This window comes from Leptolyngbya sp. FACHB-541, from assembly GCF_014695875.1.
Lineage (GTDB): Bacteria > Cyanobacteriota > Cyanobacteriia > Elainellales > Elainellaceae > JAAUTN01.
In genome coordinates, this window is record NZ_JACJPC010000122.1 from 35,885 (window position 1) to 60,157 (window position 24,273).

Consider the following 24,273-nt stretch of genomic DNA (forward strand, 5'->3'; position numbering starts at 1 on the left):
TTCGTATTCTCTAACAGGGAATGACCTGACAGGGAATTAGAATGAGAGGGATCTTGAGCCTAGTCAACCAAGCGTCACATCTGACTGTTATCCCATCCAAAGCTTTTCATGTCCTGGTCGCGCATCCTAGTATTGCTAGTTGGCATCGTCCTAATTCTAGGGCTACTGCTTTGGTTTCTGGATTCACTCTCCCGGCTATATTTCCGCATCGCGTTCAGTTCGCCTTTGCTGGGCAATCTGTTTCTGCTGCTGCTGATTGTGCTTCTTGTTGCCCTGATTGCAACACTTATCTATTACAGCATTCTGTTTCAGCGCCCCGGACAGCGCACCGAACGTCCGCTTCCCCAAGCGCCAGAGCAAAAGACAGAAGCCGCTGAGGAAAGCTTGAGGGCAATTCGGCAACAGGTTGCCCAAATTCAAGACGAAGTAGCTCGACAAGCCCTAGTCGATCGCGCCCTTGAAATCGAAGAAAGTCTCTCTCGACGGGAATTGCAGGTCGTCGTGTTTGGCACTGGCTCTGCTGGAAAAACCTCTATCGTGAATGCAGTGCTCGGTCGGATTGTCGGTCAAGTAGGTGCACCAATGGGCACCACAGCGGCCGGGGAAACCTATCGCTTTCAGCTTAAGGGGCTAGAGCGAGAAATTTTTATCACTGACACTCCTGGCATTTTGGAAGCGGGCGTGGTGGGCACTGAACGCGAAAGACTAGCCCGTCAACTTGCCACTGAAGCCGATTTACTGCTGTTTGTACTGGATAACGACCTCCGCAAGTCCGAGTATGAACCGCTGGGGACACTGGCTGAGATTGGCAAGCGATCTCTCATCGTCTTCAACAAAATTGACCTCTACACCGAAGCTGACCGAGAAGAAATCCTGGCTCGTCTCCGCCAGCGAGTTCACAGATTTATTGACCCCAGTGATGTTGTAGCAGTTGCCGCTCGTCCCCAACCCGTTCCTTTAGAAAGCGGGGAACTCTTCCAGCCAACCCCAGAAATTTTGCCGCTCCTTCGACGCATGGCAGCCATTTTGCGAGCAGAAGGAGAAGACCTAATTGCAGACAACATCTTATTGCAATCTCAGCGTTTAGGTGAAAAAGCCCGTCAACTGATTGATGCTCAGCGACTTCAGCAAGCAGAAAAAATTGTTGATCGCTTTCAATGGATTGGAGCAGGCGTAATCTCCGTGACTCCCCTGCCTGTAGTCGATCTATTGGCGACTGCTGCTATCAACGCTCAAATGGTAGTGGAAATTGGGAAAGTCTACGGCTGTGAGATCAATCTTGACCGGGGGCGTGAGTTAGCTATCTCCCTGGCTAAAACCCTAGCTGGTTTGGGAATTGTCAGAGGCGCAATTGAACTGTTCTCGATCACGCTGCAAACTAACGTTGCTACATTCTTAGTGGGTAGAGCCATTCAAGGAGTCACAGCCGCCTACTTGACGCGAATTGCTGGAAAAAGTTTTATCGAATATTTTCGCAACAACCAAGACTGGGGAGATGGAGGCATGACTGAGGTCGTGCAGCAGCAATTTCAACTGAACCGCCGCGATGAATTTATTAAAGGTTTTGTTCAAGAGGCGATCGCTCGCGTAGTCAAACCTCTAGCTGAACCCTAGCCCCTATTAAATTTAGTAGAAACTTCGTCTTCTTAAAAACTTCGTACCCTAAATTTCTATTTAAAGTCAGTTTTCTTTCTATTCCCAAGCATACTGGCTGATGCAAACCTTATCTAAGCAGCTATAACTTCACGACTCTTCAAATCAGACTTGAGTAGTACCTGATTAAAGGTTTAACACACCTCTTCCCAGTGCTATTTTTTCACAAAACCATAGGGAATTAGTAACCTGAATGTAAGTAGCCTAAGTTTTTTCCTAGAAATTCAAAGAAGAATAGTTACTCCTTAGAGTATATAGGGAGAAATACTGAGGGATTGACTAATTTTTCACGAAACCTTTAAAGCCTTTGGTCCAAACAATAAAGTTATTGTGAGTCGGGGAGATAACTCTTCAGTCGAACTAAACTGTAATACAAGCAGGGGCAAGCATCATTTCAATCATTGACAGGCTATTGTGAATTCTTTGAATGTTTGTGACTTCTTTGAATGACCAATAACGGAAAGATTGAAAGCTATTTAAGAGAAAGCACCAGCATTCTTGATCCCAAGATTGACCAAAGCCTAATTTCTGCTGATCCAAAAGATCCGGAGCGCAGTCAGGAATTAGCGTTATGGGTGATGTAGATTACTTTATCCCTCGACCCAAATCACTCGTCGGCAATGGGTCAATCCTTATACTGGCAGCCGAGCCAATGACTTGTAAGGTTCAATCCAATGGTTTGACTATGCCCTTCGGGATCTGTCTTCTGCTTTAGAAGCACACAAACGATGGTCATTGATTTGGTTTGACTATGCAAGTTCAACTTAACTAACCCGCCAAGGAACTCTCAGCATTGTTACTTAGTCCTGGATCGCGGGAATAATGCACTAAGCAGCAGTAAAAGAGTCCTTTTCAACTTGAGCAACTGAGACTATCACCATGCCAGCAAAACCTTTTTACGCTGATGCAGACTATAATGAGCCAGCCAATTCCCTTAGCTTTCAGCCAGATGGCAATGATAGTGATATTGACGCTGAGCAGATAGCGAATGACCTGGTCAGCCTGGAGATGGAATATACAGAAAATAACAACCTTAGCAAAGGGGCTGGACGACGCACCACTGATTTAGTGCGCCTTTATCTTCAAGAAATTGGTAGAGTTCGCCTCTTAGGACGAGACGAAGAAGTCTCAGAAGCCCAAAGAGTTCAACGCTACATGAAGCTGCTAGAATTCTGCACTGCTGCCGCTGCTGAAGGTGATAGTCCTATCCAACAGTATGTTCGGTTGATTGAAGCTCACGACCGTCTAGCTTCTAACTTGGGGCATCGTCCCTCATTAGAGCGTTGGGCAGCCGAGGGTGGCGTTTCGGTGGCAGACCTTAAACCAACACTGGCTGCAGGTAAGCGGCGCTGGGCAGAGCTAGCCAACTTAACGGTTGAAGAATTAGACCAAATCGAGACAGAAGGAACCGGAGCTAAAGATCACATGATCAAGGCTAACCTTCGTCTTGTGGTTTCGGTCGCCAAAAAATACCAAAATCGTGGATTAGAACTGCTGGATTTGATTCAGGAAGGAACCCTGGGCTTAGAGCGAGCAGTAGAAAAGTTTGACCCCACTAAAGGCTATCGCTTTAGCACCTATGCCTACTGGTGGATTCGTCAAGGAATTACACGGGCGATCGCCACCCAAAGTCGCACCATTCGCCTACCTGTTCACATTACTGAAAAACTCAACAAGATCAAAAAAGCTCAACGCAAAATTTCTCAGGAGAAAGGGCGTACTCCCACAATTGAGGACATTGCAGCTGAGCTAGATATGACTCCACCTCAAGTTCGCGAGGTGTTGCTACGAGTGCCTCGCGCCGTCTCCTTAGAAACTAAGGTGGGTAAAGAGCGAGATACGGAACTTGGCGACTTGCTAGAGACCGATGGCATCTCTCCAGAAGAAATGCTGATGCGGGAAGCCCTCCATCGCGATTTGCAGCAGCTGCTAACTGACCTGACCAGCCGCGAACGGGACGTAATTCGGATGCGATTTGGCTTGGGAGATGGACATCCTTACTCTCTTGCAGAAATTGGTCGGGCACTAGATCTATCTAGAGAAAGAGTTCGCCAAATTGAGGCTAAAGCACTGCAAAAACTACGCCAACCCAAACGTCGTAACCGAGTTAGAGATTACCTCGAATCTCTAACATAGAAGTACATTTAAGTACATCTAAATTAAGTCTAAAAGTTTGAATGGAAGTGTAGTAAAGCTACACTTCCATTCAAACTTTTAGACTTAATGTCATTTCTATGTAAAGCATTAAAAAGACTTGGTATTGAATAGTCCTCATTCCCAACCTCTCAATAAATCTTTAAGTAGCAGTACTGAGATAACAACTTTAAGAAGTAGAGACGTTTTCGGGTCACTCAAAGCCAATACTTGTTCAAAGTTACCCCTTCCAAAAGCGGTTTAATTAGCTATTATTCTCAATAAGCTCTTTTTCTTGAAAATAACGAATTGATTGTGTATCATTCTCATTAGAGAGGCTTTATTGAGAAGGTCAATATGGCATTGTATACAGCAACCTCACTCAAGTCAGAACTAAACGACCGAGGCTGGCGTTTAACGCCTCAACGTGAAACCATCCTGCAAGTATTTCAAAATCTTCCAAAAGCAAAACACCTGAGTGCAGAGGAGCTTTATCATCTGCTGCAAGGTGAGGGTGAGAATATTAGCTTGTCAACGATTTATCGGACACTCAAGTTAATGGCTCGCATGGGCATTTTAAGGGAGCTTGAACTGGCTGAAGGACATAAACACTATGAGCTCAATCAGCCTTACCCACATCACCACCATCATCTGATTTGTGTCAGATGTAACAAGACAATTGAGTTTAAGAACGATTCAATTCTAAAGACGGGAACTAAAACTGCTCAGAAGGAGGGGTATCACTTACTCGATTGTCAATTGACAATCCATGCAGTTTGCCCAGCTTGCCAGCGTGCCTTGCTACCGATTTGAGCCTAGAATCAGCGAAACCGCCCATTGAGAATATCATCAGCGCTAAGTCCGTATTCACGCTGAGCGGCGGAGACGGCTTGTCTGGTTCCAGCGCCCAATTCTCCATCTAATGGTCCAGAGTAAAATCCTCGGCGTTGCAACCGTCTCTGTAATTCCAACACGCTAAATCGTCCCGATGGTTGTCCCGCTGTATTGGACACCTGAGTAGCTGTAGATCGCCGAGCCGTTGACTCACTTGGACTTGCATTTCTAACTGTTGAAAGGGTAAGAGGTCCAGCAATGCCATCAGCGACTAGCCCATTTCGCTCCTGAAACTGGGTAACTGCGGACTGTGTTCCTTCACCAAAACTGCCGTCAATTGTCCCTCGATAGTAGCCGAGGTTACTCAGTCGCTGCTGCAAATCAGTTACATCAGGTCCCACATCACCCAATTGTAAGATTCCGTCGTTAGCGCTAGCAGTAGGACTAAAGGTTTGTACTGGAGTCGCAGTTTGGGCAGGTATTGTAGGGGTAAAGGCTCCGTAAAGCGCATTTGCTGTTTCAGTCCCAAAGACACCATCTGCATTCAGTCCGTTTGCTTGCTGGAACTGAATTACAGCTGCTTCGGTGGCTGGTCCAAAGTTTCCAGTTGGTGAGCCCTGAAAATATCCCAGTTCTGCTAGCCGAGTTTGAAGCTGGGTCACGGACTCCCCACTACTACCCGTCTGTAGTACACCATCTACTGTAGATGGTGTAGATAATGTGCTCGCTGCAACGCCAAGAGCCGATTGCGTTGCGGGTCCAACAACACCATCAGCAACGAGCCCATTATCCTGCTGAAACTGAGTTACGGCACTTTCGGTGCTCGGACCAAAAATACCGCTAGGAGTACCCTGAAAGTAACCCAACTCCGCTAACCGGACTTGAAGCTGGGTAACTGCATCACCGCTGTCGCCCAGTTGCAAAGTTGTGCCAAAACTTTGACTTAGTAGAATAGGGCTCTCTGGAAGAATTTCTGCTGGAGGTGTCGAAGTAAAAGTGCGATCGCCTTCAGGCTCAGGTTGAACAGCTCGAACTGGGCTGATGCTGCTAATAGCCAAGACACTGGTAAGACATAGCAGACGAAGCAGAAAACCGTCAGCGCGCTGGCAATTGAGGAATCCCAAACTTTTGTGGCTATGCATTTGTGGAACAGTCCAGTTCAGAACCTTTTGCACTTCAAATTCTCACACTCTTTTGGCATGTATTTTATGCTATTTCAGCAAATCTAGACATAGCTCATTTGTTTGATTTTTGGAGAACGATGGCTCTTTAAGGCGAAATCTCTCGCTTAGGATTAGCCAGATTCTATTAAACTGACTTGGCTTTTCCCACTATTTTTCATAGATGATGAATACGTCAAGTGCTGATTAAGTCAAACAGCAATTTAGACTGAAGGTTGGGTATCTAAACTCTTTTGAACGGCGGAGCAACCGAGGATGCTAATGTCGAATTAATAATTTTTTGTACGATGGCTCCAAGCTACTAGATACTCTGTCAAGCAAAATAATAAAGGTTAGAGACTATCTCTGTAAGAAGAGTATCTCTAACCTTTTAGTTAAAAAGAATTAATTGTACGGGACGGATAGCCCTCAATAAAATTGGGGCGTGAAACTATGCGTAGTGGTCAATAATCAAAGCTACAACGATTGCAAAACCAGTGATTCCTAGTGCGATCGCAGGGTGCTGGCCTTGGTTAACGGCAAAAGAAGTAATGACCCCTGCACCCAAGCCAGCAGTAACAGCAGCACTAACCCAATCCTTCTTTGATCTATCGTACATGTTCAAAGTTGATTAATGGTTCATGAGACATTAATCAACCTACCATTCCTGTTTTCCCCCTTTAGAGTGGTGTAGGAATTTTGTAATCAAGGTTCAGATTCGGTTAATGTTCTTAACAAGATGGCTGCGATTGATCTCTAGTTCAACCGTTCCGTGTTGCCTGATTTAACCCAACCTTCTAGGTTGCTTCCGGATAGCCGAACTTTTATCCATGCTCCATCAGAGCTTTCTTCCAGCACGACTACCTGCTCGTCATACCCTATACCCCCAATTTGCTCTGCATCCTGATTGGGTTCCTGCCGCACAATCAACCCTATAGGCTGTGTTACCTGAGCCTCGTAAGCACCAGGGGGGATAGCAGGGGTTGCTGATGGTGTAGGAGTGGGTTGAACTGCCTCAGTGAGGGGAGTGGCAGGAGGAGGCTCAGCAGGAGTTGTACTCTGAGTCCGAGCAGCTTCTGGCGGAGCTGGAGAAGGATCGTTAGGAAAGGTTGGTCTGGGTGGTGGTGTTGTAAATCGGGTGATTAAGTAACGCGTCGTGCTAACTCCTGCAAAAAACAGGACAGCGATCGCCAGCACAAACCCAGTGAAAAACTTTGCAACTCCGGACCAACTCATCACAACGACTGGTGTTGAATACGACTACCTAAACTGCTTTGCCTGGAGGCCAGACGTGCTTTGCCTGCTGCTGCCCATTCCTGCAAAAGCTGGATTTGGTCTTGAGCGGTTCGGGCTAGAGGAATAATTTGACTGGCTGCCTCTAGCACATCATCGGTAGTAAAGTCCCGATTCTGGCTAAACCCAATATGCATCGCCTCAACCAAAATTTGTTCAATTTCAGCTCCAGAAAAATCTGGCGTTTCATACGCCAGACGGTCTAGATCATAACTCCTTAAATTATGAGGACGCAGGCGAGACAGGTGAACCGAAAAGATTGCTCTGCGCTCTTCCTGGTTAGGTAAGCCAACAAAGAAGATTTCGTCGAATCGCCCACGTCGCAACATTTCTGGTGGCAACATCTGAATGTTGTTAGCAGTGGCAACGACAAACACGGGAGATGATTTTTCAGCTAACCAGGTGATAAAAGTACCAAACACACGGCTCGTGGTGCCAGAGTCACCTCTGCCATCTAAGCCTGAGAAAGCTTTGTCGATTTCATCAATCCACAGAATGCAGGGAGCCAAAGCCTCTGCAAGCTGAATCATTTGTCGGGTACGCGATTCAGATTCTCCAACGAGTCCAGCAAATAGCCGACCGACATCTAGACGCAGCAGTGGCAGATGCCAGTGGTGGGCGATCGCCTTTGCCGTCAACGATTTACCAGTTCCCTGAATGCCCACCAACAACAGCCCTCTGGGATGAGGTAATCCGTACTGTCTTGCTCGTTCAGAAAAAGCACTGCCTCGGCGCAATAACCAGTCTTTCAGGTTGTCTAAGCCGCCAATATCAGAAATTTGCTCCGTTGCTGGGTAAAAGTCAAGAATCTGGGTTTGGCGAATAGTTTGGCGCTTTTCTTCTAAAATCAGATCCACGTCTTCAGGTTGAAGCTTGCCGTGAGTGGCGATCGCCCGCGCCAAAACTCGACGAATCCGTTCAATTGATAATCCCTGGCAAGAGCGCACCAAGTCATCTAAGGTCCGCCCGTCTAAAGACTGTCCTGTTGCGGTTGACAGCCGCTCAATCTCCAACTTGATTTCAGCTGTGCCAGGTAGAGGAAACTCCAGTACGGTCAACACTTCACTCAAGTCATCTGGGATGGATACTAGAGGCGAAATGATCACAACATTTTTGGGCTGAGACTTGAGCAAGCGTGCCAGGTTTCGTAGCTTACGCGAAATGGCTACATCTTCCAAAAAACGATGGAAATCTCGCAAGATGAAGACTGCTGATGCAGAGGCAGGTAATTTTTCGATCAGTTCTAATGCCTGTAGTGGATTGCGTCGCCCAAAGCCAGCGTCATTCAAATTGCCCTGATAACCATCCACAAAATCCCAGATGTAAACAGCGCGATTGCCCTGCTGCTTAGCAGATGCAGTGATCGCCCCTTCTACTCGCTCTTCCTCTCGTGTAGGAATATAAATCAGTGGGTAGCGGGCACGCAACAGAAGTTCAAACTCGTCGCTAAAGCTCATTCAGAGGTGGAAGTTAAGGGTCAGTTGAAGATCGATTGAACGTCTGCCCAATCCTAAAAACCGAATTCTCAATTCAGTGCTTAGTTTGATATTTGCTTTCTCAATGCTTCTAAGGAAGCCCAACGGCGATCAGTTGGCGGCTCAACATTTTGGGGATCGATTTGAATCCCAGCACATGCAGCATCACAAATTTGGCGCTGCGGAATTTCCAGACAAAGCTGCTCATAGAGCCACTCGTCTGGCTTAAAGTAGCCCTGCGGTGATATCGTCTCCACCAAATCTTCTAGTGGAACTTCGCGCTCAACCAAAAGCTCATCTTCGTCTTCATCTGGCTCTTCTAACCAAATTAGCTCAACCGGATCAATGGAAAGCCGATGGTTATATTGCTGAAGGCAGCGATCGCAAGTCAGTGTGACGATCGTCTCTACATGAGCAGAAACCTCCAGGTAATTTCCTCGATGAGTTACCTGCAAACTTCCCTGAACAGGAGTCAGGGTTTCTAAAGCTGGAAAATATTCCTTAACCTGAACGTGGTCTGTTTGCTCAGGCGCTTTAGCTAATTGTGGAATGTAAATTGTTTCCATGAGTGAGCGATCCTATAAGACCGCCTTTCGCTCAATCAACTATCAATCCTAACAGGTTCAGTCCATTGATGAAATCTAACTCCGCTCATACTTCTAGCAAAATTTCTAGAAAGATCTAAAAACGGAGCTTAACGGAGTTGTACGCTAGTGACTTCGGATTGCTCTATATGAAGTACTGCCTTAGCTTTGCGAACGGCGAACGACTAGGCGACGATCGGGTTCTCGTCCTCGACTGTAAGTTTCTAAATCCTCGAAGGGCTTGAGAAAAGTGTGGACTTGACGGCGCTCAGCAGAAGATAACGCAACCATCTCAAACTCTTCACCTGTTTCACGTACTTTAGCTGCCGCCTGCTCAGCCATTGCCTGTAGCTCGGCTTGCCTCTTAGCACGATAACCATTTAGCTCAACCGTGTAAGCACACTGCTGATCTTCTGGTTGACCTAGATTAAGGGTTGTGTTGGTCAGGTATTGAACTGCATCTAAAACAGATCCATCTGCACCAACCAGAGTTTCAATTTGCTCAGAAGTCAGAGGCGCAGAATCAATGACTAACCAATAGCTGCCCTCCTGCTGAATCTGCTCTGCATCCGTACCAACCGTAGCAGGCAAGCCAGCTAGCCCCAGCAATTTCTCCAACCACTCTTGTCCGCGCCGCAACTGACTCTCATCCATAAGCAATCATCACGCCTTTTTCTTAGAACGCTTTGGCTCAAACGGAAGAGATTCTCTACCATCGTCGCTATCGGAAGATTTGCCTGCTGCTTTTTCCTCAGCATCTACAATCTTCTGAAGGTTTTCAGGCAGAGGTTCTCGCGACAAGATAAACGTTTGCAGCGTTTGAAAAATGTTTGCAATCACCATGTACATCAGTACGCCAGCAGGCAGCGGGAAGAATAGGAACATTCCCGAAAACAGTACGGGCGTGACTTTGTTCACAGCCGTTTGCTGGGGATTGGAGCTAGCTCCTTGTCCAGAAAGCAGCTGGTTGACGTAGAGACTTAATCCAAAGAAGATCACCATACCGACGATATCCCAATGGATTGCTCCATCTTCGTCGAAGGCACCAACTCGACCCAGTGCATCAATAAACAGAAATCCTTTATTTGCAGCTAGACCGGGAACTGTACCTTGAAGGGTTACTTCACCTGGGCTGAGAGCTTCTAAGTTCCCGTTTTTGTCAAACCGAACTAGTTCTTCGCCTTTGGTAACTTTCCAAGCTGGCAAAATTTGCGTTTCAGGGTACTCATCCAAAAGCTGTTTGAGTGGTGTCCCTTCAGCAGTTTGAAACTCAATGCTGGTTTTCTCGCCTATCGCTAACCGGTTTCCTCCCGGAATTACCGCAGACACGGGAGCATGAATGCCGTCAGCAACGTATATGTTTTGTGGCTTAGTGACAAACGCTTGCGGCTGGATCTGCTCAATTTGCTCAGATGGGAAAATTTGCAGATTAACGGAATAGTTAATGTCAGAGAAGGGTGATCCACGCAGGGTTGCAAACAGAGCAAACAGGATGGGCATTTGTAAAAGAACTGGAAAACACCCTGCTAAGGGATTGCCAAATTCCTTGTAGACCTTGCTCATCTCCTCCTGCTGCTTAGCAGGCTCTTCCTTGTAGCGCTCCTGGATTTCTTTGACTCGCTTCTGCATCGCGGGCTGAGCGACACGCATCCGCCTCATGCTACGAATTGAGCCTGCGCTAAGAGGATAAAGGGCAAAACGAATGACTAATGTCAGAGCCACGATGGCTAGACCATAGCTCGGCACAATCCCGTAGAAAAAATCTAGGATTGGCAGCATCACATTGTTGGAAAGAAACCCGACACCAAAATCCATGTGCTCTATGTCAACCTACGTACTCTGAGTTACTTGAGTCTAATCTATCTGATTATTAATCAACCTGTAAGTCAATGGGCATACTGAACAAACACGCTGATTCACTTCAATGGGAGCGTTCAGGGGCAATTTTTGGAAAGGGGTAATTGCCGTACATACCATCCCTAAGCAAACGTCTAAACCAACCCAGCTAGCAGGAAGTAAGGATGCGTTGTAAACCTGTCCAGATCTACTTGCTCTCGACTTACTTTCCTAGTGAACCGCTAACCTGCTGAGCCTTGGTTGACAGATGCTCATTAATGTAATCGTAGAGTTCCCGAAACCGAGGTATAGCTCTGAGTTCTAGGCGGCTACCGTCTTTGAGGGTTACAACCATATCGCCCCAAGCACCCAGTCCGCGAGGGACAGTGACGACCTTAGTAATTTCGGAGTAGATCACATCAGAGCGATCACGCCCTAGCCATCCCCCTATTACTGAGATTCGGCGGTCTGTGATCCGATAGCGCAGCCAAAGGGCACGAACAACTGCGCCAACTGTCAGTGGCAAGCATATGACTGTCAAGCCAAGCAGCAGATTAATTATTAGATCACCGATATGGGGACCACCCTCAAAGAACACCTCTTCCTTAATGCCCATCCACGACCTCAGTTTTTTTTTAATAACTGTTCTAATTCTTGCAGAAGTTGCCCATAATCGCACTGAGTCGCAGGCGGTTTCACCACGATTACAATCTGCCAACCTTGAAGCATTTCAGGTAAAAGCTGCTGCATCGCTGACCGAATTCGTCGCTTAATTCGGTTACGGACAACGGCGCGCTTGCTAACTTTTTGGCTAATCGAAATACCAATTTGAGTGAATGGCACTTCCTTAGATTGCACAAAAGTCGCTTCGCCTTCGCAGTCTGCTTTGGGCGATCGCCGCTTTAACGCTATCAGGGTGAGGTGAGGAGTAGAGCGCCGCAGACCCGATCGATAAACTGCGCCAAAATCTTGGCGATGTCGAAGTCGATGAACCTTGGGCAAAGCCACTTTTACACCACTTACATTGCTTTAACGCAGGTTTGCACTGGACGCACAAATCCTAGCTGACTGAAAGTCTCAGGCGCCCTTTCCGCCGTCTTGCTTTGATAACGCGCCGCCCAGTTTGAGTGCGCATTCTGGCTCTAAATCCAGAAGTTCTTTTCCGCTTACGGCTAGTGCCGCCCAAGGTTCGCTTAGTCATACGAAACTACTCCAAACTTCTTCACAATCAAAAACTCACAGTCCACCATCATATCACCTCAGGCAACAGTGAAAACCCCTTTAAACTGAATCTAAGCTAGATATTGGAAAGCTAACTAACCCAAACAGCAAGAACCGCTAGAGCAATCTAGCGGTTTAAGGGGGGTCGTTAACGTGAGGCAGAACTGAACTATTAGATGCAATTCGTATGCTTGAAGAGACGTAACGAATTGCCTTTATACGAGCAGTACCCACAGCAGGTTAATTACGATCTGCCAATAGTCACGATCCAGGTGCCAACATAACGCAGTAGTGGTAGATCTCCGGGAGAACGAACTAGACAGTTGAAATAGTGAGTGCCAGAAAAATTAGGGTTTCGGACGTTAGAGAAGACTAACTCAACCCGTGTTCGAGAAGGAACAGGCTCTTCTGGATAAATCTCGATGACGCGATTTTCCTCATCCCAGGTGACTTCGCTGAGGGGAATGCTATCGCCGTCAATGCGAATCTCAATTTCGTCTGGATCAAATGTGCCCCTGTAAGTGTCGGGGTAGGTGATGGCAAATTGGGCCACCGCTAGCTCCATTTTGTCAGCAGGAACCCGAAGACGGTAACGATCAAAGCGGTTAGGTTCGCCATCATAATCAAGGCGATAGCCTAGCTGGTACTCTCGGTCAACTCCGCTAAAAATGGTCAGCCCTTGCGTACCTTGAGCTAGACCAACAGCAGAAACCCCCGCCACTAGACAGCTTGTGGCTGCAAAAACCGAGAGTAGACGACGGATGGATGAGCCTTTGGAAGACATGAACCTTACACCTGAATAATAATATTTAACGATCTGGATCACAGAACTTCACCAACTCTGACTTTACCAGGCTTGGCATAGTATTTGGATAATTCACTAGCTGATCGACGCAATCGGGCAGAAAAAGTGCCGCGATCTAAACTTTGTCTAGCTACATCTAGTATGTCTCAATTTTTATGCTTAGCTTCTGTGCTCAAGCATGAGTAGTTCGGGTAATAGGAGCGATCGCCAGCGTATGACGAAATGTAGTCGAACGTAAATATTCTCATCAAGAAGTAATGCTGAAATGGTCAAAAGAATTTGATATTTTAATCCACTCTTGTTTCGGTCGAATTGTTTCTTGTTTGAGCACTTTTATAAAAAATTGAAGTATCAGCTTCCTTCAGAATTACCAAGGTTCCGTTAAACACGGGCTTACAGGGTATTTAGTGAAGACTCTCAGACTAAGTTAGGTTTAAAGGCAGCTTTTAGAGAATGAGGGCAGCAGTACAAAAGCCTGGAAGACCCTGAAACGCTGGCTCCACAATTCTCCGGTTCGAAGAGTCTAGTCCTTCTATGAGTAGGAACTAAGGGCTATAGACACAAGAATTTACGTGATCTATAAGACAAGTTGAAGATATAGATTGACTTCAAAGAATCCATCTAAGATGCATAACGATCTGTACACATTATCCGCAACGGACATTGTTCAGATCTAAAAATCTACTTGGATCTCCATGAACAAAGTTCTCAGCTTAAATATTCGCCAGGTATTAATAAGTTGCGCTTACGAAACCGACTACATCTAGCTAGATCAATTACATTTAGATCAAGTAGAGCAGGCAAGTTCGCAAGACTGGGAACAAAACGTTAAAGATGTGAGCGAGTCAATTAGTGCGAGTCAGTCAGTGTAATTCACAGCTACATCTCTTTTAAGTGAAAACTTCTAGCCAACAGGGTTGCTTAAGACTTTGCAAGTGAGCAAACAGAGGCAGCGGAGAGGCTTCAGGGGTAATTTGGCTCTGCTCCCTACTAGCTCTAAGGCAGGAACTTTTTAAGAAGCATAAATTTAGAGCTATTTTGATAGCTCGTGCTTCTGGCAGCAAAGGCGGTCAGTTTCAGCCGCATAGTGCAGTGCGTTGAACAACAAAAATAACTGCTTTTGTTGATTGTTTGAATTCACAACATGATTAAGGAGAATTCATGAAGATAGCGATCGCCAAAGAAATTGAGGTTGGAGAGCGTCGGGTCGCTGTGATCCCCGATACGGTTGCTCGTTTGGTGAAGCAGGGCTTAGAGGTTTTGGTAGAGGCTGGGGCAGGAGAGCGAGCCTATTTTCCCGATGCTGACTATGAGGCGGCAGGCGCAAGAATTGTCCAAGATGCAACTCAACTTTGGGGTGAAGCCGACATTTTGCTAAAAGTTGGACCACCGCAAGAGCGGGAGAATGGACAGCTTGAGGTTAATTTGTTGCGAGAAGGGGCTGTTCTGATCAGTTTCCTAAATCCCTTGGGAACGCCTGAAGTGATTCAACATTTAGCTGAGCGCAAAGTAACAGCTTTCAGCATGGAGATGATCCCCCGTACCAGTCGGGCCCAAAGTATGGATGCCCTCTCTTCTCAGGCTGGGGTGGCAGGTTACAAAGCAACTTTGATCGCAGCAGCGGCCCTACCCAAGTTCTTCCCAATGCTGACAACCGCAGCCGGAACGATCGCTCCAGCAAAGGTGTTTGTCATGGGGGCTGGAGTCGCCGGATTGCAGGCGATCGCCACTGCCCGTCGTTTGGGCGCAGTGGTTGAAGCCTTTGATATTCGTCCGGCGGTGAAGGAAGAGGTGCAAAGTCTAGGTGCCAAATTTGTCGAGGTGAAGCTAGAGGAAGACACCGTTGCAGCAGGTGGCTATGCCAAAGAAGTTTCAGAAGCAGCTAAGCAGCGATCGCGCGAAGTCGTTACCGAACACGTTCGCCAATCTGATGTCGTAATCACAACAGCTCAGGTACCTGGGAAAAAAGCACCTCTGCTCGTCACCGAAGAAATGGTCAACCAGATGAAACCTGGCTCTGTAATCGTGGACCTGGCAGCAGATCAAGGTGGCAACTGCGCCTGCACTGAACCGGGCAAAGACGTAGTGCATCACGGCGTAACCATCATCGGGACGATCAACTTGCCTGCATCCATGCCGATTCATGCTAGCCAGATGTACGCCAAAAACTTGCTGACGTTGGTGCAGTACCTCGTCAAAGATGGCGCACTGCAACTCAACTTTGACGACGACATTGTAAACAGCGCTTGCGTTGTCCACGCTGGAGAAATTCGTAATCAACGGGTACGTGAAGCTCTGGGGGTCCCTAGTCCTCAACCTTCAGCGCTGTAAGAAGTTTGCGAGAAATGTGTTTGTAAGTAGGAATTTTTGACTTTATGGCAGCAGGATTACTGACTGGTCTGGTTGTATTTGTCTTAGCCTCGTTCGTTGGGTTTGAAGTGATCAATAAGGTGCCGCCAACCCTGCACACACCCCTGATGTCGGGTGCGAACGCGATCTCTGGAATTGCTGTAATTGGCGCAGTGCTAATTGCTGGAGCTCAAGAGTGGAACGTCACCGTCATTTTGGGCTTGATCGCAGTGGTTTTGGCAACCGTCAACGTTGTGGGCGGTTTTCTGGTGACCGATCGGATGTTGCAAATGTTTAAGAAGAAAGAGGTGAAGGCATGAACAGCGGGTTTACAGAGTTTTTGCCAACTGGAATTGAAATTACTTACTTGGTTGCAGCTTCCCTATTTATTGTTGGGTTAAAACAATTGGGTTCACCTGCCACTGCGCGTCGGGGAAACCTGATTGCAGCGATCGGGATGTTTCTGGCAGTTGTTGCCACCCTGCTGAATCAGTCGGTGTTGAATTACCAGATGATTTTGCTGGGTGTGGTGATTGGATCATTGGTCGGGGCGATCGCCGCTCAAAGAGTCGAAATGACCGCCATGCCTCAAATGGTGGGCTTGCTCAACGGCTTAGGCGGTGCAGCTTCTACCCTGATCGCAGTCGGTGAATATTGGCGGCTGATGGGTATCGGCGAAACCATTCCACTAGATGCCACCATCACGATTATTCTCAGCGTTTTGATCGGCAACATTACCCTCACGGGCAGCTTCCTGGCGTTCGCCAAATTGCAAGGTCTGGTCAGCGGTTCCCCAGTTACCTACCCGCTTCAGCAACCAATCAACGTTCTCTTGCTGATTGGCTTCCTGGCAGGTAGTGCCTACTTAGTTGCGACAGCCCCCGACCCAACTGTCTTCCTGGTCATTAATGGAATCTCTCTGCTTTTGGGAGTACTGTTTGTGCTGCCTATCGGTGGCGCAGATATGCCAGTCGTTATCTCGCTGTTGAACTCCTTCTCCGGCTTGGCAGCCAGTGCCGCAGGCTTTGTCCTGATGAACAACATGCTGATCATTGCAGGGGCACTGGTTGGCGCTTCAGGTATCATCCTGACGCAAATTATGTGTAAAGCGATGAACCGCTCCATTGCTAGCGTTTTGTTTGGCGCATTTGGTGGCGCTACCAAGGCGACTGGAGGAGCCAGCGGCACTCAGCAAGACAAAATTGTTCGTTCAATTGGAGCTGAGGAAGGCGCAATGATGTTGGGCTATGCCCGATCGGTAGTAATTGTGCCTGGATATGGCATGGCAGTTGCTCAGGCCCAGCACACCGTTAGAGAACTGGCAGACCAGCTAGAAAAGATGGGGGTCGAGGTCAAGTATGCAATTCACCCAGTTGCCGGACGAATGCCCGGTCATATGAACGTACTGTTAGCCGAGGCAAATGTTCCTTATCCTCAGCTTCATGACATGGATGACATCAACCCAGAATTTGAGCGTACTGATGTCGCCCTTGTAATTGGGGCAAACGATGTGGTGAATCCTGCTGCACGAAGTGATGCCAACAGCCCAATCTATGGAATGCCAATTCTAGAGGTAGACAAAGCTCAGCACACCATCGTAATTAAGCGGGGCATGAGCGCTGGTTTTGCGGGTGTTGAAAACGAGCTGTTTTATAAAGACAAAACCATGATGCTGTTTGGCGGTGCCAAAGACGTGGTGGCTCAGCTTGTGTCTGAGGTAAAGCAACTGTAAGCAAAAGCGCTTACAGAAGCGGAGCCTCCTGAAGTGAATCGCTCTTAAAAGCGTGGCGTTCGGATTAAAACTAACGGCAGATAGCGCATAGAGTTTGCCGGATGCCACGCCTTTACAGTTTCGTTCAAATCAGACTTAACCAATAGAGCAGAAATAAGGAAGAACTTATAGTAAATAGCTAAATGTCGAGGGTTTAGTTATGAAGCTGGAACTCTCAGCGATGGGATATTTTGGGCGATCGCGATATTTATGATCATTTACTAATCTCGTTTGCTAAATAACGTTACGAGTCCTGTACTCGGTACTTCATTTTTGCCGGTTAGACTGCTGAGATGACTACAATCAAAAACAACCTGGAGGAGTAGTCTAGGGAAAATCTAGAGGAGTTCGCGGGTGAGATGATCCCGAAGCGAATAAATCTATGATGCGATCTGTTAGTGGCTGGTTGCGCGAGGAGTTGTCAATGTTGAGCTTTTGGGTTCGATTTGTCCACCGAGATTCACCTCGGGTCCGTTCCCTCGTTGGAACTTATCAGGCTATTAGCTCAGCATCAGTCGATGCGTTGTGGCAGAAAGTCGTCAATCTGGCGGATGTGTCTTGGCACCCGCTCCTCGCTAGCACCAATGCGCCTAAAGGATTAATCCCCAAACCAGGGCTAATTTATCAGGCGGTGACTCGGCGATTTCCGATTCCGATTCAGATTTTTGTGGAGCGAGTATCGCCCAGAGAGCTTTTGAGCGTCAGGATTTTAGCAATTCCTGGAGTTGAGGAACGGGTGACTTATAAGGTCGAATCTACGGTCTGTGGAACTCGTGTATCCTACTCTGTTACGCTCAAAGGCTGGCTTTCTCCAGTTGTATGGTCATTTATTCGCCCTTACGCTTCTAGAGTCGCGGCGGAACTGGCCCATGCAGTAGAGCAAGAAATTCAAGCGATGCGAACCAGTTCCCCATCTGGGGTAATTGCCCCCTCTACTGCTCCTAAGCCAATCAACAACGGCTTTCAAGATCTTTTGAGCGTTGTGGTGTTAGTTTGCGGAACTGGCTATTTAATGCACTAAGCAAGGGAAAGGAAAAAAGCAGCCAGATGTGAGTCTGTTTTTGCTGATTTGACTGCGTCAGCGCTGAATGGTGTTTTAGCGTTTGATGGCGATCGCTTACCTAGCCCAACCGTAAGTTGTCAGACAGCCCAGTTAACCTACACCTGCTAACGGTAAGATCAACTCGTAGGAAGAAATTACTAAACGACCCTGCACTTGAGACGGGTGGAGAATACGATGGCTAAAGTTCTTGATTCCAGTGCAGTGTTAGAAGTCCTCAAACCTGTGCAAGACCCTGAACTCCGCAAGAGTTTAGTAGAGCTAAATATGATTCGCAATGTCGAGATCGACAATGGCAATGTCAGCTTTACGCTGGTGCTGACTACGCCTGCTTGCCCGTTGCGTCAATTCATCGTCGAAGAATGTGAGCAAGCGATCAAGACGCTTCCTGGAGTAGAAAATATTTCCGTTGAAGTCACTGCGGAGACACCGCAGCAAAAATCTTTGCCCGATCGCACTGGAATTGAGGGAGTGAAAAACATTCTGGCAATCTCCAGCGGCAAGGGTGGCGTGGGCAAAAGTACCGTTGCAGTTAACGTCGCGGTTGCACTGGCGCAAGCGGGCGCAAAGGTTGGATTAATTGACGCAGATATTTATGGACCAAACGCACCCACCATGCTAGGGCTAGCAGATGCCAAAATTGTGGTACAGCAGGGAGCACAGGGAGAAGTGCTGGAACCCGCTTTCAACTACGGAGTAAAGCTGGTTTCGATGGGCTTTTTGATTGATCCCGACCAGCCTGTAATCTGGCGTGGGCCAATGCTGAATGGAATTATTCGGCAGTTTCTCTATCAAGTCCGCTGGGGCGAATTGGACTATTTGATTGTAGATATGCCACCTGGAACGGGGGATGCTCAGTTGACGATGGCTCAAGCGGTGCCAATGGCAGGCGCAGTCATTGTCACGACTCCGCAGACGGTGGCGCTGCTCGATTCCCGTCGAGGCTTGCGGATGTTCCAGCAAATGCAAGTGCCCGTTTTAGGAATTGTTGAAAATATGAGCTACTTCATTCCACCCGATGCACCAGACAAGCAATATGACATTTTTGGATCAGGTGGTGGTGAAAAAACCTCTAAAGAGCTAAATCTGCCCCTGCTGGGCTGCATCCCCTTGGAAATGTCTTTGCGGCAAGGGGGCGATCGCGGCATTCCAATCGTGGTTGAATCCCCGGATTCTGCTTCGGCACAGGCGTTGAAGGCGATCGCCCAACAAATTGCAGCACGAGTCTCCGTCGCTGCTCTCGCCTAACCCCTACACCCCATACCCTATACCGTCCCGTATGCTGCAACGCTCCGTAGTCCGTTTAAGCTGGAGAACTCTCCTCCAACCCTGGCAAGAAGTAGACTGGCTGATGTTTTTCGTGCCCGTCGCACTCACCGTCATTGGCGGCATTTTTATTCGTAGTACGGAACTCAATCGGGGAGCCAGCGATTTTTGGTGGCAGCACTGGTTAGTGGGTGGCATTGGGCTAGTAATGGCGCTGGTGATTGCCCGCTCTCGCTACGAAATTTTAGTGCAGTGGCGCTGGATTATCTACGGTATCACCAACCTCTCTTTGCTAATAGTGATCCTGGCTGGTACGGACGCCAACGGTGCTCAAAGCTGGCTAGAGATTGGCAGTTTCAACGTGCAGCCTTCTGAGTTTGCCAAAGTTGGACTGATTGTTACCCTGGCAGCCATAATGCAGGAGCGAACTGCCTCCACGATTTCCGCAATGCTAAAAGTGTTGCTGATTACAGCTGTTCCTTGGATTCTGATTTTGCTTCAGCCAGACTTAGGAACTTCTCTCGTATTTGGGGCAATCACATTAGGGATGCTTTACTGGGGCAATGCCAATCCGGGCTGGCTGATTTTGCTAGTTTCCCCGCTAGTTTCTGCCATTCTGTTTGGCGTGTACCTGCCTGCCTGGTTAGGTTGGGTCGCACTGATGATTGTGATTGCATGGCGCACCCTTCCCTGGAGTTGGTATGGAGCGTTGGGTGCAGCGGCAGTCAACCTGCTTTCTGGCGGATTAGGTCACGTTCTGTGGGGGTTGCTGCAGGACTATCAGAAGGACAGACTAATTCTTTTCTTAGACCCAGACAAAGACCCTACGGGAGGCGGATATCACCTGATTCAGTCAAGGATTGCGATCGGGGCAGGTCAACTTTGGGGACGCGGGCTCAATCACGGCACCCAAACTCAACTTAACTTCATTCCAGAACAGCATACCGACTTTATTTTTTCCGCCATTGGGGAAGAGCTCGGATTTGTTGGCTGTATCGCAATTATTCTCGGATTTTGGCTGATTTGTCTGCGACTAGTGATTATTGCTCAGAACGCTAAAGATAACTTTGGGTCTTTGCTGGCGATCGGCGTTTTATCGATGATTGTGTTTCAAGTGTTAGTCAACATCGGCATGACTATTGGTCTAGCACCAATTACAGGAATCCCTTTACCCTGGCTTAGTCATGGGAAAGCAGCGCTGTTGACTAATTTCGTTGCGATCGGACTGGTTGAGTCAGTAGCTAACCATCGCCATCGATTGAGGTTTTAGACAGCAGAGAGTTAGACAACAAAGAGACAGGATAATCTTCAATATCCGGTTAAGGGGAAAGGGAGAAAAGGGAAACACTGAGGTATTTCTTTTTTCTCCCTTTCCCTTTTGTCTCCTAAAAAGGATTGAGATAAACTTCTAAATAAAGTTACTGTTCGTTAGCCAAAGACAAGCCATGATTTTGCCAGGTTCAGCCGTTCGAGTCAAAAATGTGGATGATATCTACTATGCCTTCCAGGGTTTAGTGCAGCGAGTCAGCGACGGCAAAGCAGCCGTTTTATTTGAGGGTGGTAATTGGGATAAGCTAATTACCTTTCGCTTGTCGGAGTTGGAGCTTGTTGATGCAACTGCTGGGCGTAGCAAAAAATAACCTAAATTGTGTCTTACAATAAGGCCTTTTTAGGTTATGTATGGGTCAACACAGATCCATTAACACCACACTCTGTCTATGGGGTGTGGTGTTTGAGTAAGTTCAGTCCTTCAATTGACTTGAATTGATTAGTTCAGTCAGGGCTGGTACCTCTATCTTCAAATGGAGATTCCATTCAACTCTAAGTAGATTTAAAACTGCCCCTATGCGCCTTCCTCTGCCCCAGTTCTCTAGCCAAAACCGCCATCCTAGCTACATTGCAGAGGTAATTGAAACTGCAACTACAGAGTTTTTGGCGCAATGTTTGGAGCCTGAGGATTTAAGCTTCGCGGCAATGCCGCCCTTTGGCAGTTGGGTAAAGGCGGTCGATGAAGAGTCAGGAAATCAAATTTATGGGGTGGTTTATCATGTGACGACTAGCCCAATTGATTCGGTGCATCGGGCTAGAGCTTTGGGCTTGTCTCTGCAAGACTTGCGAGAGCAGCAACCGCAAATTTTTGCCATGCTGAAGACTGAGTTTCGGGCGGCGATCGCTGGCTTTCAACCGCGTCGCACATCTACCAATGGCTACCGGAATGGCAATCAGTTGAGTGACACCATTCACCAACACTTGCCGCCCCGCCCACCCCAAATTCATCAAGCGGTCTACTACTGTGACCCGGAAGAGGTGATTCGTTTTAGTGAAAAGCTAGATTTTTTGCGAACGCTGCTTCAGGTTAGAAATGCTCCAGTTGAGAGCCTTGCTGCCGCAGCCATACGAGAAATTTACCAGTTGCGACAGGGCGATCGCACTTGGCTAGTGCAGGCTGGGCGATCGCTCAGCATTTTGCTTAAAGATGACTACGATCGGCTACGCGTCATCCTTGACCAAATCTACCTCTAAGCCTCAACCTCACTATCCATACATGACTCGGTTATTCTGGTGTGGATTGTTATCCCCCTGTTCGTCATCTACCTTAGAGGACTTGTCCCAAGCCTATGCATATAGAACCAGTTGTTTCCTTTGCCATCCTGCTGGCAGTGATTTTGATTGTCCCCATCTTTTTCGAGCGGCTGCGGCTGCCCGGACTTGTGGGTTTGCTAGCCGCAGGAGTCGTGTTGGGTCCAAATGGCTTGAACCTGTTTCAGACAGATTCTGAAACCATCCGATTACTCTCTGACATTGGGTTAATTTACCTGCTGTTTATGTCAGGGTTAGAGGTTGACATTGAGCAGTTTCAGGCGACCAAACATCGTTCGGCTGGCTTTGGTTTTTTCACCTTCATCGTGCCTTTGATCTTTGGCACGATCGTGGGACGTTTTTTTGACTTTGGATGGAATCCGGCAATTTTAATTGGTTCTTTATTTGCCTCTCACACGCTGCTGGCTTACCCTATCGTCAGCCGCATGGGAGTAGTCACGAACGAAGCCGTGACTGTGACCATTGGGGCGACTATTTTCACTGATATTGGGGCGCTGCTGGTTTTGGCAGTTTGTATTGGTATTCATGGGGGCGATTTTGACACCTTTAGCCTGGTTAGGTTGCTGCTGTCGATTGCGATTTATTCTGCCCTCGTCCTGTTTGGATTTAACTGGCTGGGTAAGGAGTTCTTCCGTCGGTCTGGCGATGAAGAAGGCAACCAATTTCTATTTATTCTCCTGGCAGTCTTTGTTGCCGCAGTTGGTGCAGAGGTGATTGGGGTCGAAAAAATCGTTGGAGCGTTTTTGGCAGGTTTAGCCGTCAATAGTGCAGTTGGGGAAGGCCCGGTCAAAGAAAAAGTACTGTTTGTCGGCACAGTGCTGTTTGTACCGATTTTCTTTATTGACTTGGGTTTATTGGTTGATATTCCTGCTTTTATCAGCAGTCTAGGTGCAATTCGGCTGACCATAGCGATTGTGGTGGGGTTGATTAGCAGCAAGTTTCTAGCTGCCTTTTTCGCCAAGCTAGCTTATCGCTATACTACCCGCGAAATGATCACGATGTGGTCGCTGTCGATGCCTCAAGTGGCTGCAACGCTGGCAGCTACGTTAGTGGGAGTGCGGGCAGGGCTGCTAACAGACGATGTGTTGAATTCAGTTATTGTTTTAATGCTGGTAACAGCGACTCTAGGTCCGCTGATTACCGCTCGTAGTGCTGCCGGACTAATTCCAACAGAGAGCAACTTAGAACCTGGCTCTACTGCTGCTGTCTGGGGAGAAAATTTGCCTAGTCGGGCTTTAACTGTGGTTGTGCCAGTTTACAACCCCCAAACTGAGCGTTACTTAATTGAGATGGCAGCTTTGCTGGTTAAGCATGAGTCAGGTAAAGTTGTGCCGCTCTCGATCACGGCTGCCCACGCTCACATGGATGCACCTGAGCTAAGGAAAGCGTTGCAGGGAAGCGATTTGTTGCTGGATCGAGCCACCGAAATGAGTCGGGGGTTTGGAGTAGAGGCTGAATCTCTGCTGCGGATTGATGACAGCATTGCTCAAGGAATTAGTCGAGCCAGCCGGGAGGAAGACGCCAACCTGATCATCATGGGTTGGGGAAGAACAACCGGATTGCGGGCGCGATTGTTTGGCAATGTGATTGATAGCGTCCTTTGGGCTTCTCACTGTCCGGTTGCGGTGACTCGTTTACTCGATTCACCCACTAATATTCGACGCATCCTGGTACCGATTGAAAACCTGACTCAGCAAGCAGTGAGAATGGTGCGGTTTGCTGAAATTTTGGCAGACGAAAATCAGGCCCAGGTGACACTGCTGCATGTGTGCGATCGCCATGCTTCTCCCAATCGAGTTACCTGGATGGAGTCGCAGTTAAAGCTGCTATTGTCCAAATGCTCTCCGGGGAGCAATTCCGAAATTCGCATTGTCCCCAATGACGATGTTGTTGGCGCAATTTTGCAGGAGTCCAAATCTTATGATCTGGTGGTGCTGCGATCGCTGCGTCGACGGATTAGCGTGGGTGAATTGGCAATCAGCGATGTCACAACTCAAGTCGTGAAGCAACTGACCTGTTCTTTAGTGATGTTAGGGGAACCTCAACGTCAGAGCAATACTGTATTGTTTGGTAGCAACGCTAGTCCCCCAGTCGCTAACCTTCCTGAGCAGCCAGAGCCTGCAATTGAGGGATAGGTAATTTTTCTGTAATCTTTTGGTTATTGAAGTAATACCAATTCCAAGAACTAGGGCTACAGATGGAAGGGCACCCCGCGTCGCGGGGTGCCCTTCC

23 protein-coding genes and 1 pseudogene are annotated in these 24,273 nt (G+C 47.8%); 13 read left to right on the plus strand and 11 right to left on the minus strand.

The annotated features are described in order from the left end of the window. The first annotated feature begins 108 nt into the window (after nt 1-108). The 4 genes from H6G00_RS27180 to H6G00_RS27195 all read left to right on the plus strand — a co-directional run bounded on the left by H6G00_RS27180 (nt 109) and on the right by H6G00_RS27195 (nt 4,599). Complete coding sequence (locus H6G00_RS27180; RefSeq protein ID WP_190646727.1) at nt 109-1,614, plus strand: GTP-binding protein; 1,506 nt, start codon at nt 109-111, stop codon at nt 1,612-1,614. Nucleotides 1,615-2,099: 485 nt separating this feature from the next. Next, entirely contained in the window at nt 2,100-2,237 is a 138-nt protein-coding gene (locus H6G00_RS27185; protein ID WP_190646726.1) for a hypothetical protein, read from the plus strand. A 295-nt stretch (nt 2,238-2,532) separates the two neighbouring features. Further along, nucleotides 2,533-3,789 (plus strand): RNA polymerase sigma factor SigC, encoded by a 1,257-nt coding sequence (sigC, locus tag H6G00_RS27190; RefSeq protein WP_190646725.1) that lies wholly within the window; start codon nt 2,533-2,535, stop codon nt 3,787-3,789. 354 nt (nt 3,790-4,143) lie between these two features. Further along, nucleotides 4,144-4,599, plus strand: a complete 456-nt coding sequence (locus tag H6G00_RS27195; protein ID WP_190646724.1) for a transcriptional repressor — start codon at nt 4,144-4,146, stop codon at nt 4,597-4,599. Nucleotides 4,600-4,607: 8 nt separating this feature from the next. Here the strand turns inward: H6G00_RS27195 and H6G00_RS27200 are convergent, their stop codons facing one another. From H6G00_RS27200 to H6G00_RS27250, 11 genes and pseudogenes are all read right to left on the minus strand, one after another. Next, complete coding sequence (locus H6G00_RS27200; protein ID WP_190799116.1) at nt 4,608-5,762, minus strand: peptidoglycan-binding protein; 1,155 nt, start codon at nt 5,760-5,762, stop codon at nt 4,608-4,610. A 469-nt stretch (nt 5,763-6,231) separates the two neighbouring features. Continuing rightward, complete coding sequence (locus H6G00_RS27205) at nt 6,232-6,399, minus strand: hypothetical protein (protein WP_190799117.1); 168 nt, start codon at nt 6,397-6,399, stop codon at nt 6,232-6,234. Nucleotides 6,400-6,536: 137 nt separating this feature from the next. Further along, on the minus strand, nt 6,537-7,016 hold the full coding sequence (locus tag H6G00_RS27210; protein ID WP_190799118.1) for an SH3 domain-containing protein: 480 nt from the start codon (nt 7,014-7,016) through the stop codon (nt 6,537-6,539). Next, nucleotides 7,016-8,530: an AAA family ATPase gene (locus H6G00_RS27215; RefSeq protein WP_190799119.1), complete on the minus strand. Its 1,515-nt coding sequence runs from the start codon at nt 8,528-8,530 to the stop codon at nt 7,016-7,018. Before H6G00_RS27215 ends, H6G00_RS27210 begins: the two co-directional genes overlap by 1 nt. 80 nt (nt 8,531-8,610) lie before the next feature. Beyond that, nucleotides 8,611-9,114: a YceD family protein gene (locus H6G00_RS27220; protein WP_190799120.1), complete on the minus strand. Its 504-nt coding sequence runs from the start codon at nt 9,112-9,114 to the stop codon at nt 8,611-8,613. 180 nt (nt 9,115-9,294) lie between these two features. Continuing rightward, nucleotides 9,295-9,786, minus strand: a complete 492-nt coding sequence (locus H6G00_RS27225) for a R3H domain-containing nucleic acid-binding protein (RefSeq protein WP_190646718.1) — start codon at nt 9,784-9,786, stop codon at nt 9,295-9,297. A 9-nt stretch (nt 9,787-9,795) separates the two neighbouring features. After that, nucleotides 9,796-10,947, minus strand: a complete 1,152-nt coding sequence (yidC, locus tag H6G00_RS27230) for a membrane protein insertase YidC (RefSeq protein ID WP_190799121.1) — start codon at nt 10,945-10,947, stop codon at nt 9,796-9,798. A gap of 244 nt (nt 10,948-11,191) precedes the next feature. Further along, entirely contained in the window at nt 11,192-11,584 is a 393-nt protein-coding gene (locus H6G00_RS27235) for a PH domain-containing protein (RefSeq protein WP_190799122.1), read from the minus strand. Further along, nucleotides 11,574-11,976 (minus strand): annotated as a pseudogene (gene rnpA / locus H6G00_RS27240) (ribonuclease P protein component). Before rnpA ends, H6G00_RS27235 begins: the two are co-directional and overlap by 11 nt. A 52-nt stretch (nt 11,977-12,028) precedes the next feature. Further along, complete coding sequence (rpmH, locus tag H6G00_RS27245) at nt 12,029-12,169, minus strand: 50S ribosomal protein L34 (RefSeq protein ID WP_190646714.1); 141 nt, start codon at nt 12,167-12,169, stop codon at nt 12,029-12,031. Between the two features lie 264 nt (nt 12,170-12,433). Next, nucleotides 12,434-12,973, minus strand: a complete 540-nt coding sequence (locus H6G00_RS27250; RefSeq protein WP_199313501.1) for a DUF2808 domain-containing protein — start codon at nt 12,971-12,973, stop codon at nt 12,434-12,436. 1,182 nt (nt 12,974-14,155) lie between these two features. On the opposite strand from H6G00_RS27250, the gene H6G00_RS27255 reads away from it, so the two are divergent. The 9 genes from H6G00_RS27255 to H6G00_RS27295 all read left to right on the plus strand — a co-directional run bounded on the left by H6G00_RS27255 (nt 14,156) and on the right by H6G00_RS27295 (nt 24,176). Continuing rightward, nucleotides 14,156-15,325 (plus strand): Re/Si-specific NAD(P)(+) transhydrogenase subunit alpha, encoded by a 1,170-nt coding sequence (locus H6G00_RS27255; protein ID WP_190799124.1) that lies wholly within the window; start codon nt 14,156-14,158, stop codon nt 15,323-15,325. Nucleotides 15,326-15,369: 44 nt separating this feature from the next. After that, nucleotides 15,370-15,663 carry an NAD(P) transhydrogenase subunit alpha gene (locus tag H6G00_RS27260; RefSeq protein WP_190646712.1) on the plus strand — a complete coding sequence of 98 codons (294 nt, stop codon included), beginning with the start codon at nt 15,370-15,372 and terminating at the stop codon, nt 15,661-15,663. Next, a complete protein-coding gene (locus H6G00_RS27265) occupies nt 15,660-17,075 on the plus strand; it encodes an NAD(P)(+) transhydrogenase (Re/Si-specific) subunit beta (RefSeq protein ID WP_190646711.1) in 1,416 nt (471 codons plus the stop codon). The genes H6G00_RS27260 and H6G00_RS27265 overlap by 4 nt, the downstream gene beginning before the upstream one ends. Before the next feature lie 463 nt (nt 17,076-17,538). Beyond that, nucleotides 17,539-18,135 carry an SRPBCC family protein gene (locus H6G00_RS27270; RefSeq protein ID WP_347278233.1) on the plus strand — a complete coding sequence of 199 codons (597 nt, stop codon included), beginning with the start codon at nt 17,539-17,541 and terminating at the stop codon, nt 18,133-18,135. 216 nt (nt 18,136-18,351) lie between these two features. Continuing rightward, nucleotides 18,352-19,422, plus strand: coding sequence for an Mrp/NBP35 family ATP-binding protein (locus H6G00_RS27275; protein ID WP_190799125.1), 1,071 nt, complete (start codon nt 18,352-18,354; stop codon nt 19,420-19,422). 31 nt (nt 19,423-19,453) lie between these two features. Continuing rightward, on the plus strand, nt 19,454-20,710 hold the full coding sequence (rodA, locus tag H6G00_RS27280) for a rod shape-determining protein RodA (protein ID WP_190799126.1): 1,257 nt from the start codon (nt 19,454-19,456) through the stop codon (nt 20,708-20,710). Between the two features lie 175 nt (nt 20,711-20,885). Then, nucleotides 20,886-21,080, plus strand: a complete 195-nt coding sequence (locus H6G00_RS27285; RefSeq protein WP_190646708.1) for an NAD(P)H dehydrogenase subunit NdhS — start codon at nt 20,886-20,888, stop codon at nt 21,078-21,080. 205 nt (nt 21,081-21,285) lie between these two features. Further along, nucleotides 21,286-21,963, plus strand: a complete 678-nt coding sequence (locus H6G00_RS27290; RefSeq protein WP_190646707.1) for an HAS-barrel domain-containing protein — start codon at nt 21,286-21,288, stop codon at nt 21,961-21,963. Between the two features lie 95 nt (nt 21,964-22,058). Continuing rightward, nucleotides 22,059-24,176, plus strand: a complete 2,118-nt coding sequence (locus tag H6G00_RS27295; RefSeq protein WP_190799127.1) for a cation:proton antiporter — start codon at nt 22,059-22,061, stop codon at nt 24,174-24,176. Nucleotides 24,177-24,273 lie beyond the last annotated feature (97 nt).

What these genes read in the sequence shown, in the direction of transcription:
- H6G00_RS27180 (WP_190646727.1), top strand. Translation starts at nt 109, where the DNA reads ATGTCCTGGTCGCGCATCCTAGTATTGCTAGTTGGCATCGTCCTAATT.
- H6G00_RS27185 (WP_190646726.1), top strand. Translation starts at nt 2,100, where the DNA reads ATGACCAATAACGGAAAGATTGAAAGCTATTTAAGAGAAAGCACCAGC.
- sigC (WP_190646725.1), top strand. Translation starts at nt 2,533, where the DNA reads ATGCCAGCAAAACCTTTTTACGCTGATGCAGACTATAATGAGCCAGCC.
- H6G00_RS27195 (WP_190646724.1), top strand. Translation starts at nt 4,144, where the DNA reads ATGGCATTGTATACAGCAACCTCACTCAAGTCAGAACTAAACGACCGA.
- H6G00_RS27200 (WP_190799116.1), bottom strand. Translation starts at nt 5,762, where the DNA reads ATGCATAGCCACAAAAGTTTGGGATTCCTCAATTGCCAGCGCGCTGAC.
- H6G00_RS27205 (WP_190799117.1), bottom strand. Translation starts at nt 6,399, where the DNA reads ATGTACGATAGATCAAAGAAGGATTGGGTTAGTGCTGCTGTTACTGCT.
- H6G00_RS27210 (WP_190799118.1), bottom strand. Translation starts at nt 7,016, where the DNA reads ATGAGTTGGTCCGGAGTTGCAAAGTTTTTCACTGGGTTTGTGCTGGCG.
- H6G00_RS27215 (WP_190799119.1), bottom strand. Translation starts at nt 8,530, where the DNA reads ATGAGCTTTAGCGACGAGTTTGAACTTCTGTTGCGTGCCCGCTACCCA.
- H6G00_RS27220 (WP_190799120.1), bottom strand. Translation starts at nt 9,114, where the DNA reads ATGGAAACAATTTACATTCCACAATTAGCTAAAGCGCCTGAGCAAACA.
- H6G00_RS27225 (WP_190646718.1), bottom strand. Translation starts at nt 9,786, where the DNA reads ATGGATGAGAGTCAGTTGCGGCGCGGACAAGAGTGGTTGGAGAAATTG.
- yidC (WP_190799121.1), bottom strand. Translation starts at nt 10,947, where the DNA reads ATGGATTTTGGTGTCGGGTTTCTTTCCAACAATGTGATGCTGCCAATC.
- H6G00_RS27235 (WP_190799122.1), bottom strand. Translation starts at nt 11,584, where the DNA reads ATGGGCATTAAGGAAGAGGTGTTCTTTGAGGGTGGTCCCCATATCGGT.
- rpmH (WP_190646714.1), bottom strand. Translation starts at nt 12,169, where the DNA reads ATGACTAAGCGAACCTTGGGCGGCACTAGCCGTAAGCGGAAAAGAACT.
- H6G00_RS27250 (WP_199313501.1), bottom strand. Translation starts at nt 12,973, where the DNA reads ATGTCTTCCAAAGGCTCATCCATCCGTCGTCTACTCTCGGTTTTTGCA.
- H6G00_RS27255 (WP_190799124.1), top strand. Translation starts at nt 14,156, where the DNA reads ATGAAGATAGCGATCGCCAAAGAAATTGAGGTTGGAGAGCGTCGGGTC.
- H6G00_RS27260 (WP_190646712.1), top strand. Translation starts at nt 15,370, where the DNA reads ATGGCAGCAGGATTACTGACTGGTCTGGTTGTATTTGTCTTAGCCTCG.
- H6G00_RS27265 (WP_190646711.1), top strand. Translation starts at nt 15,660, where the DNA reads ATGAACAGCGGGTTTACAGAGTTTTTGCCAACTGGAATTGAAATTACT.
- H6G00_RS27270 (WP_347278233.1), top strand. Translation starts at nt 17,539, where the DNA reads ATGTTGAGCTTTTGGGTTCGATTTGTCCACCGAGATTCACCTCGGGTC.
- H6G00_RS27275 (WP_190799125.1), top strand. Translation starts at nt 18,352, where the DNA reads ATGGCTAAAGTTCTTGATTCCAGTGCAGTGTTAGAAGTCCTCAAACCT.
- rodA (WP_190799126.1), top strand. Translation starts at nt 19,454, where the DNA reads ATGCTGCAACGCTCCGTAGTCCGTTTAAGCTGGAGAACTCTCCTCCAA.
- H6G00_RS27285 (WP_190646708.1), top strand. Translation starts at nt 20,886, where the DNA reads ATGATTTTGCCAGGTTCAGCCGTTCGAGTCAAAAATGTGGATGATATC.
- H6G00_RS27290 (WP_190646707.1), top strand. Translation starts at nt 21,286, where the DNA reads ATGCGCCTTCCTCTGCCCCAGTTCTCTAGCCAAAACCGCCATCCTAGC.
- H6G00_RS27295 (WP_190799127.1), top strand. Translation starts at nt 22,059, where the DNA reads ATGCATATAGAACCAGTTGTTTCCTTTGCCATCCTGCTGGCAGTGATT.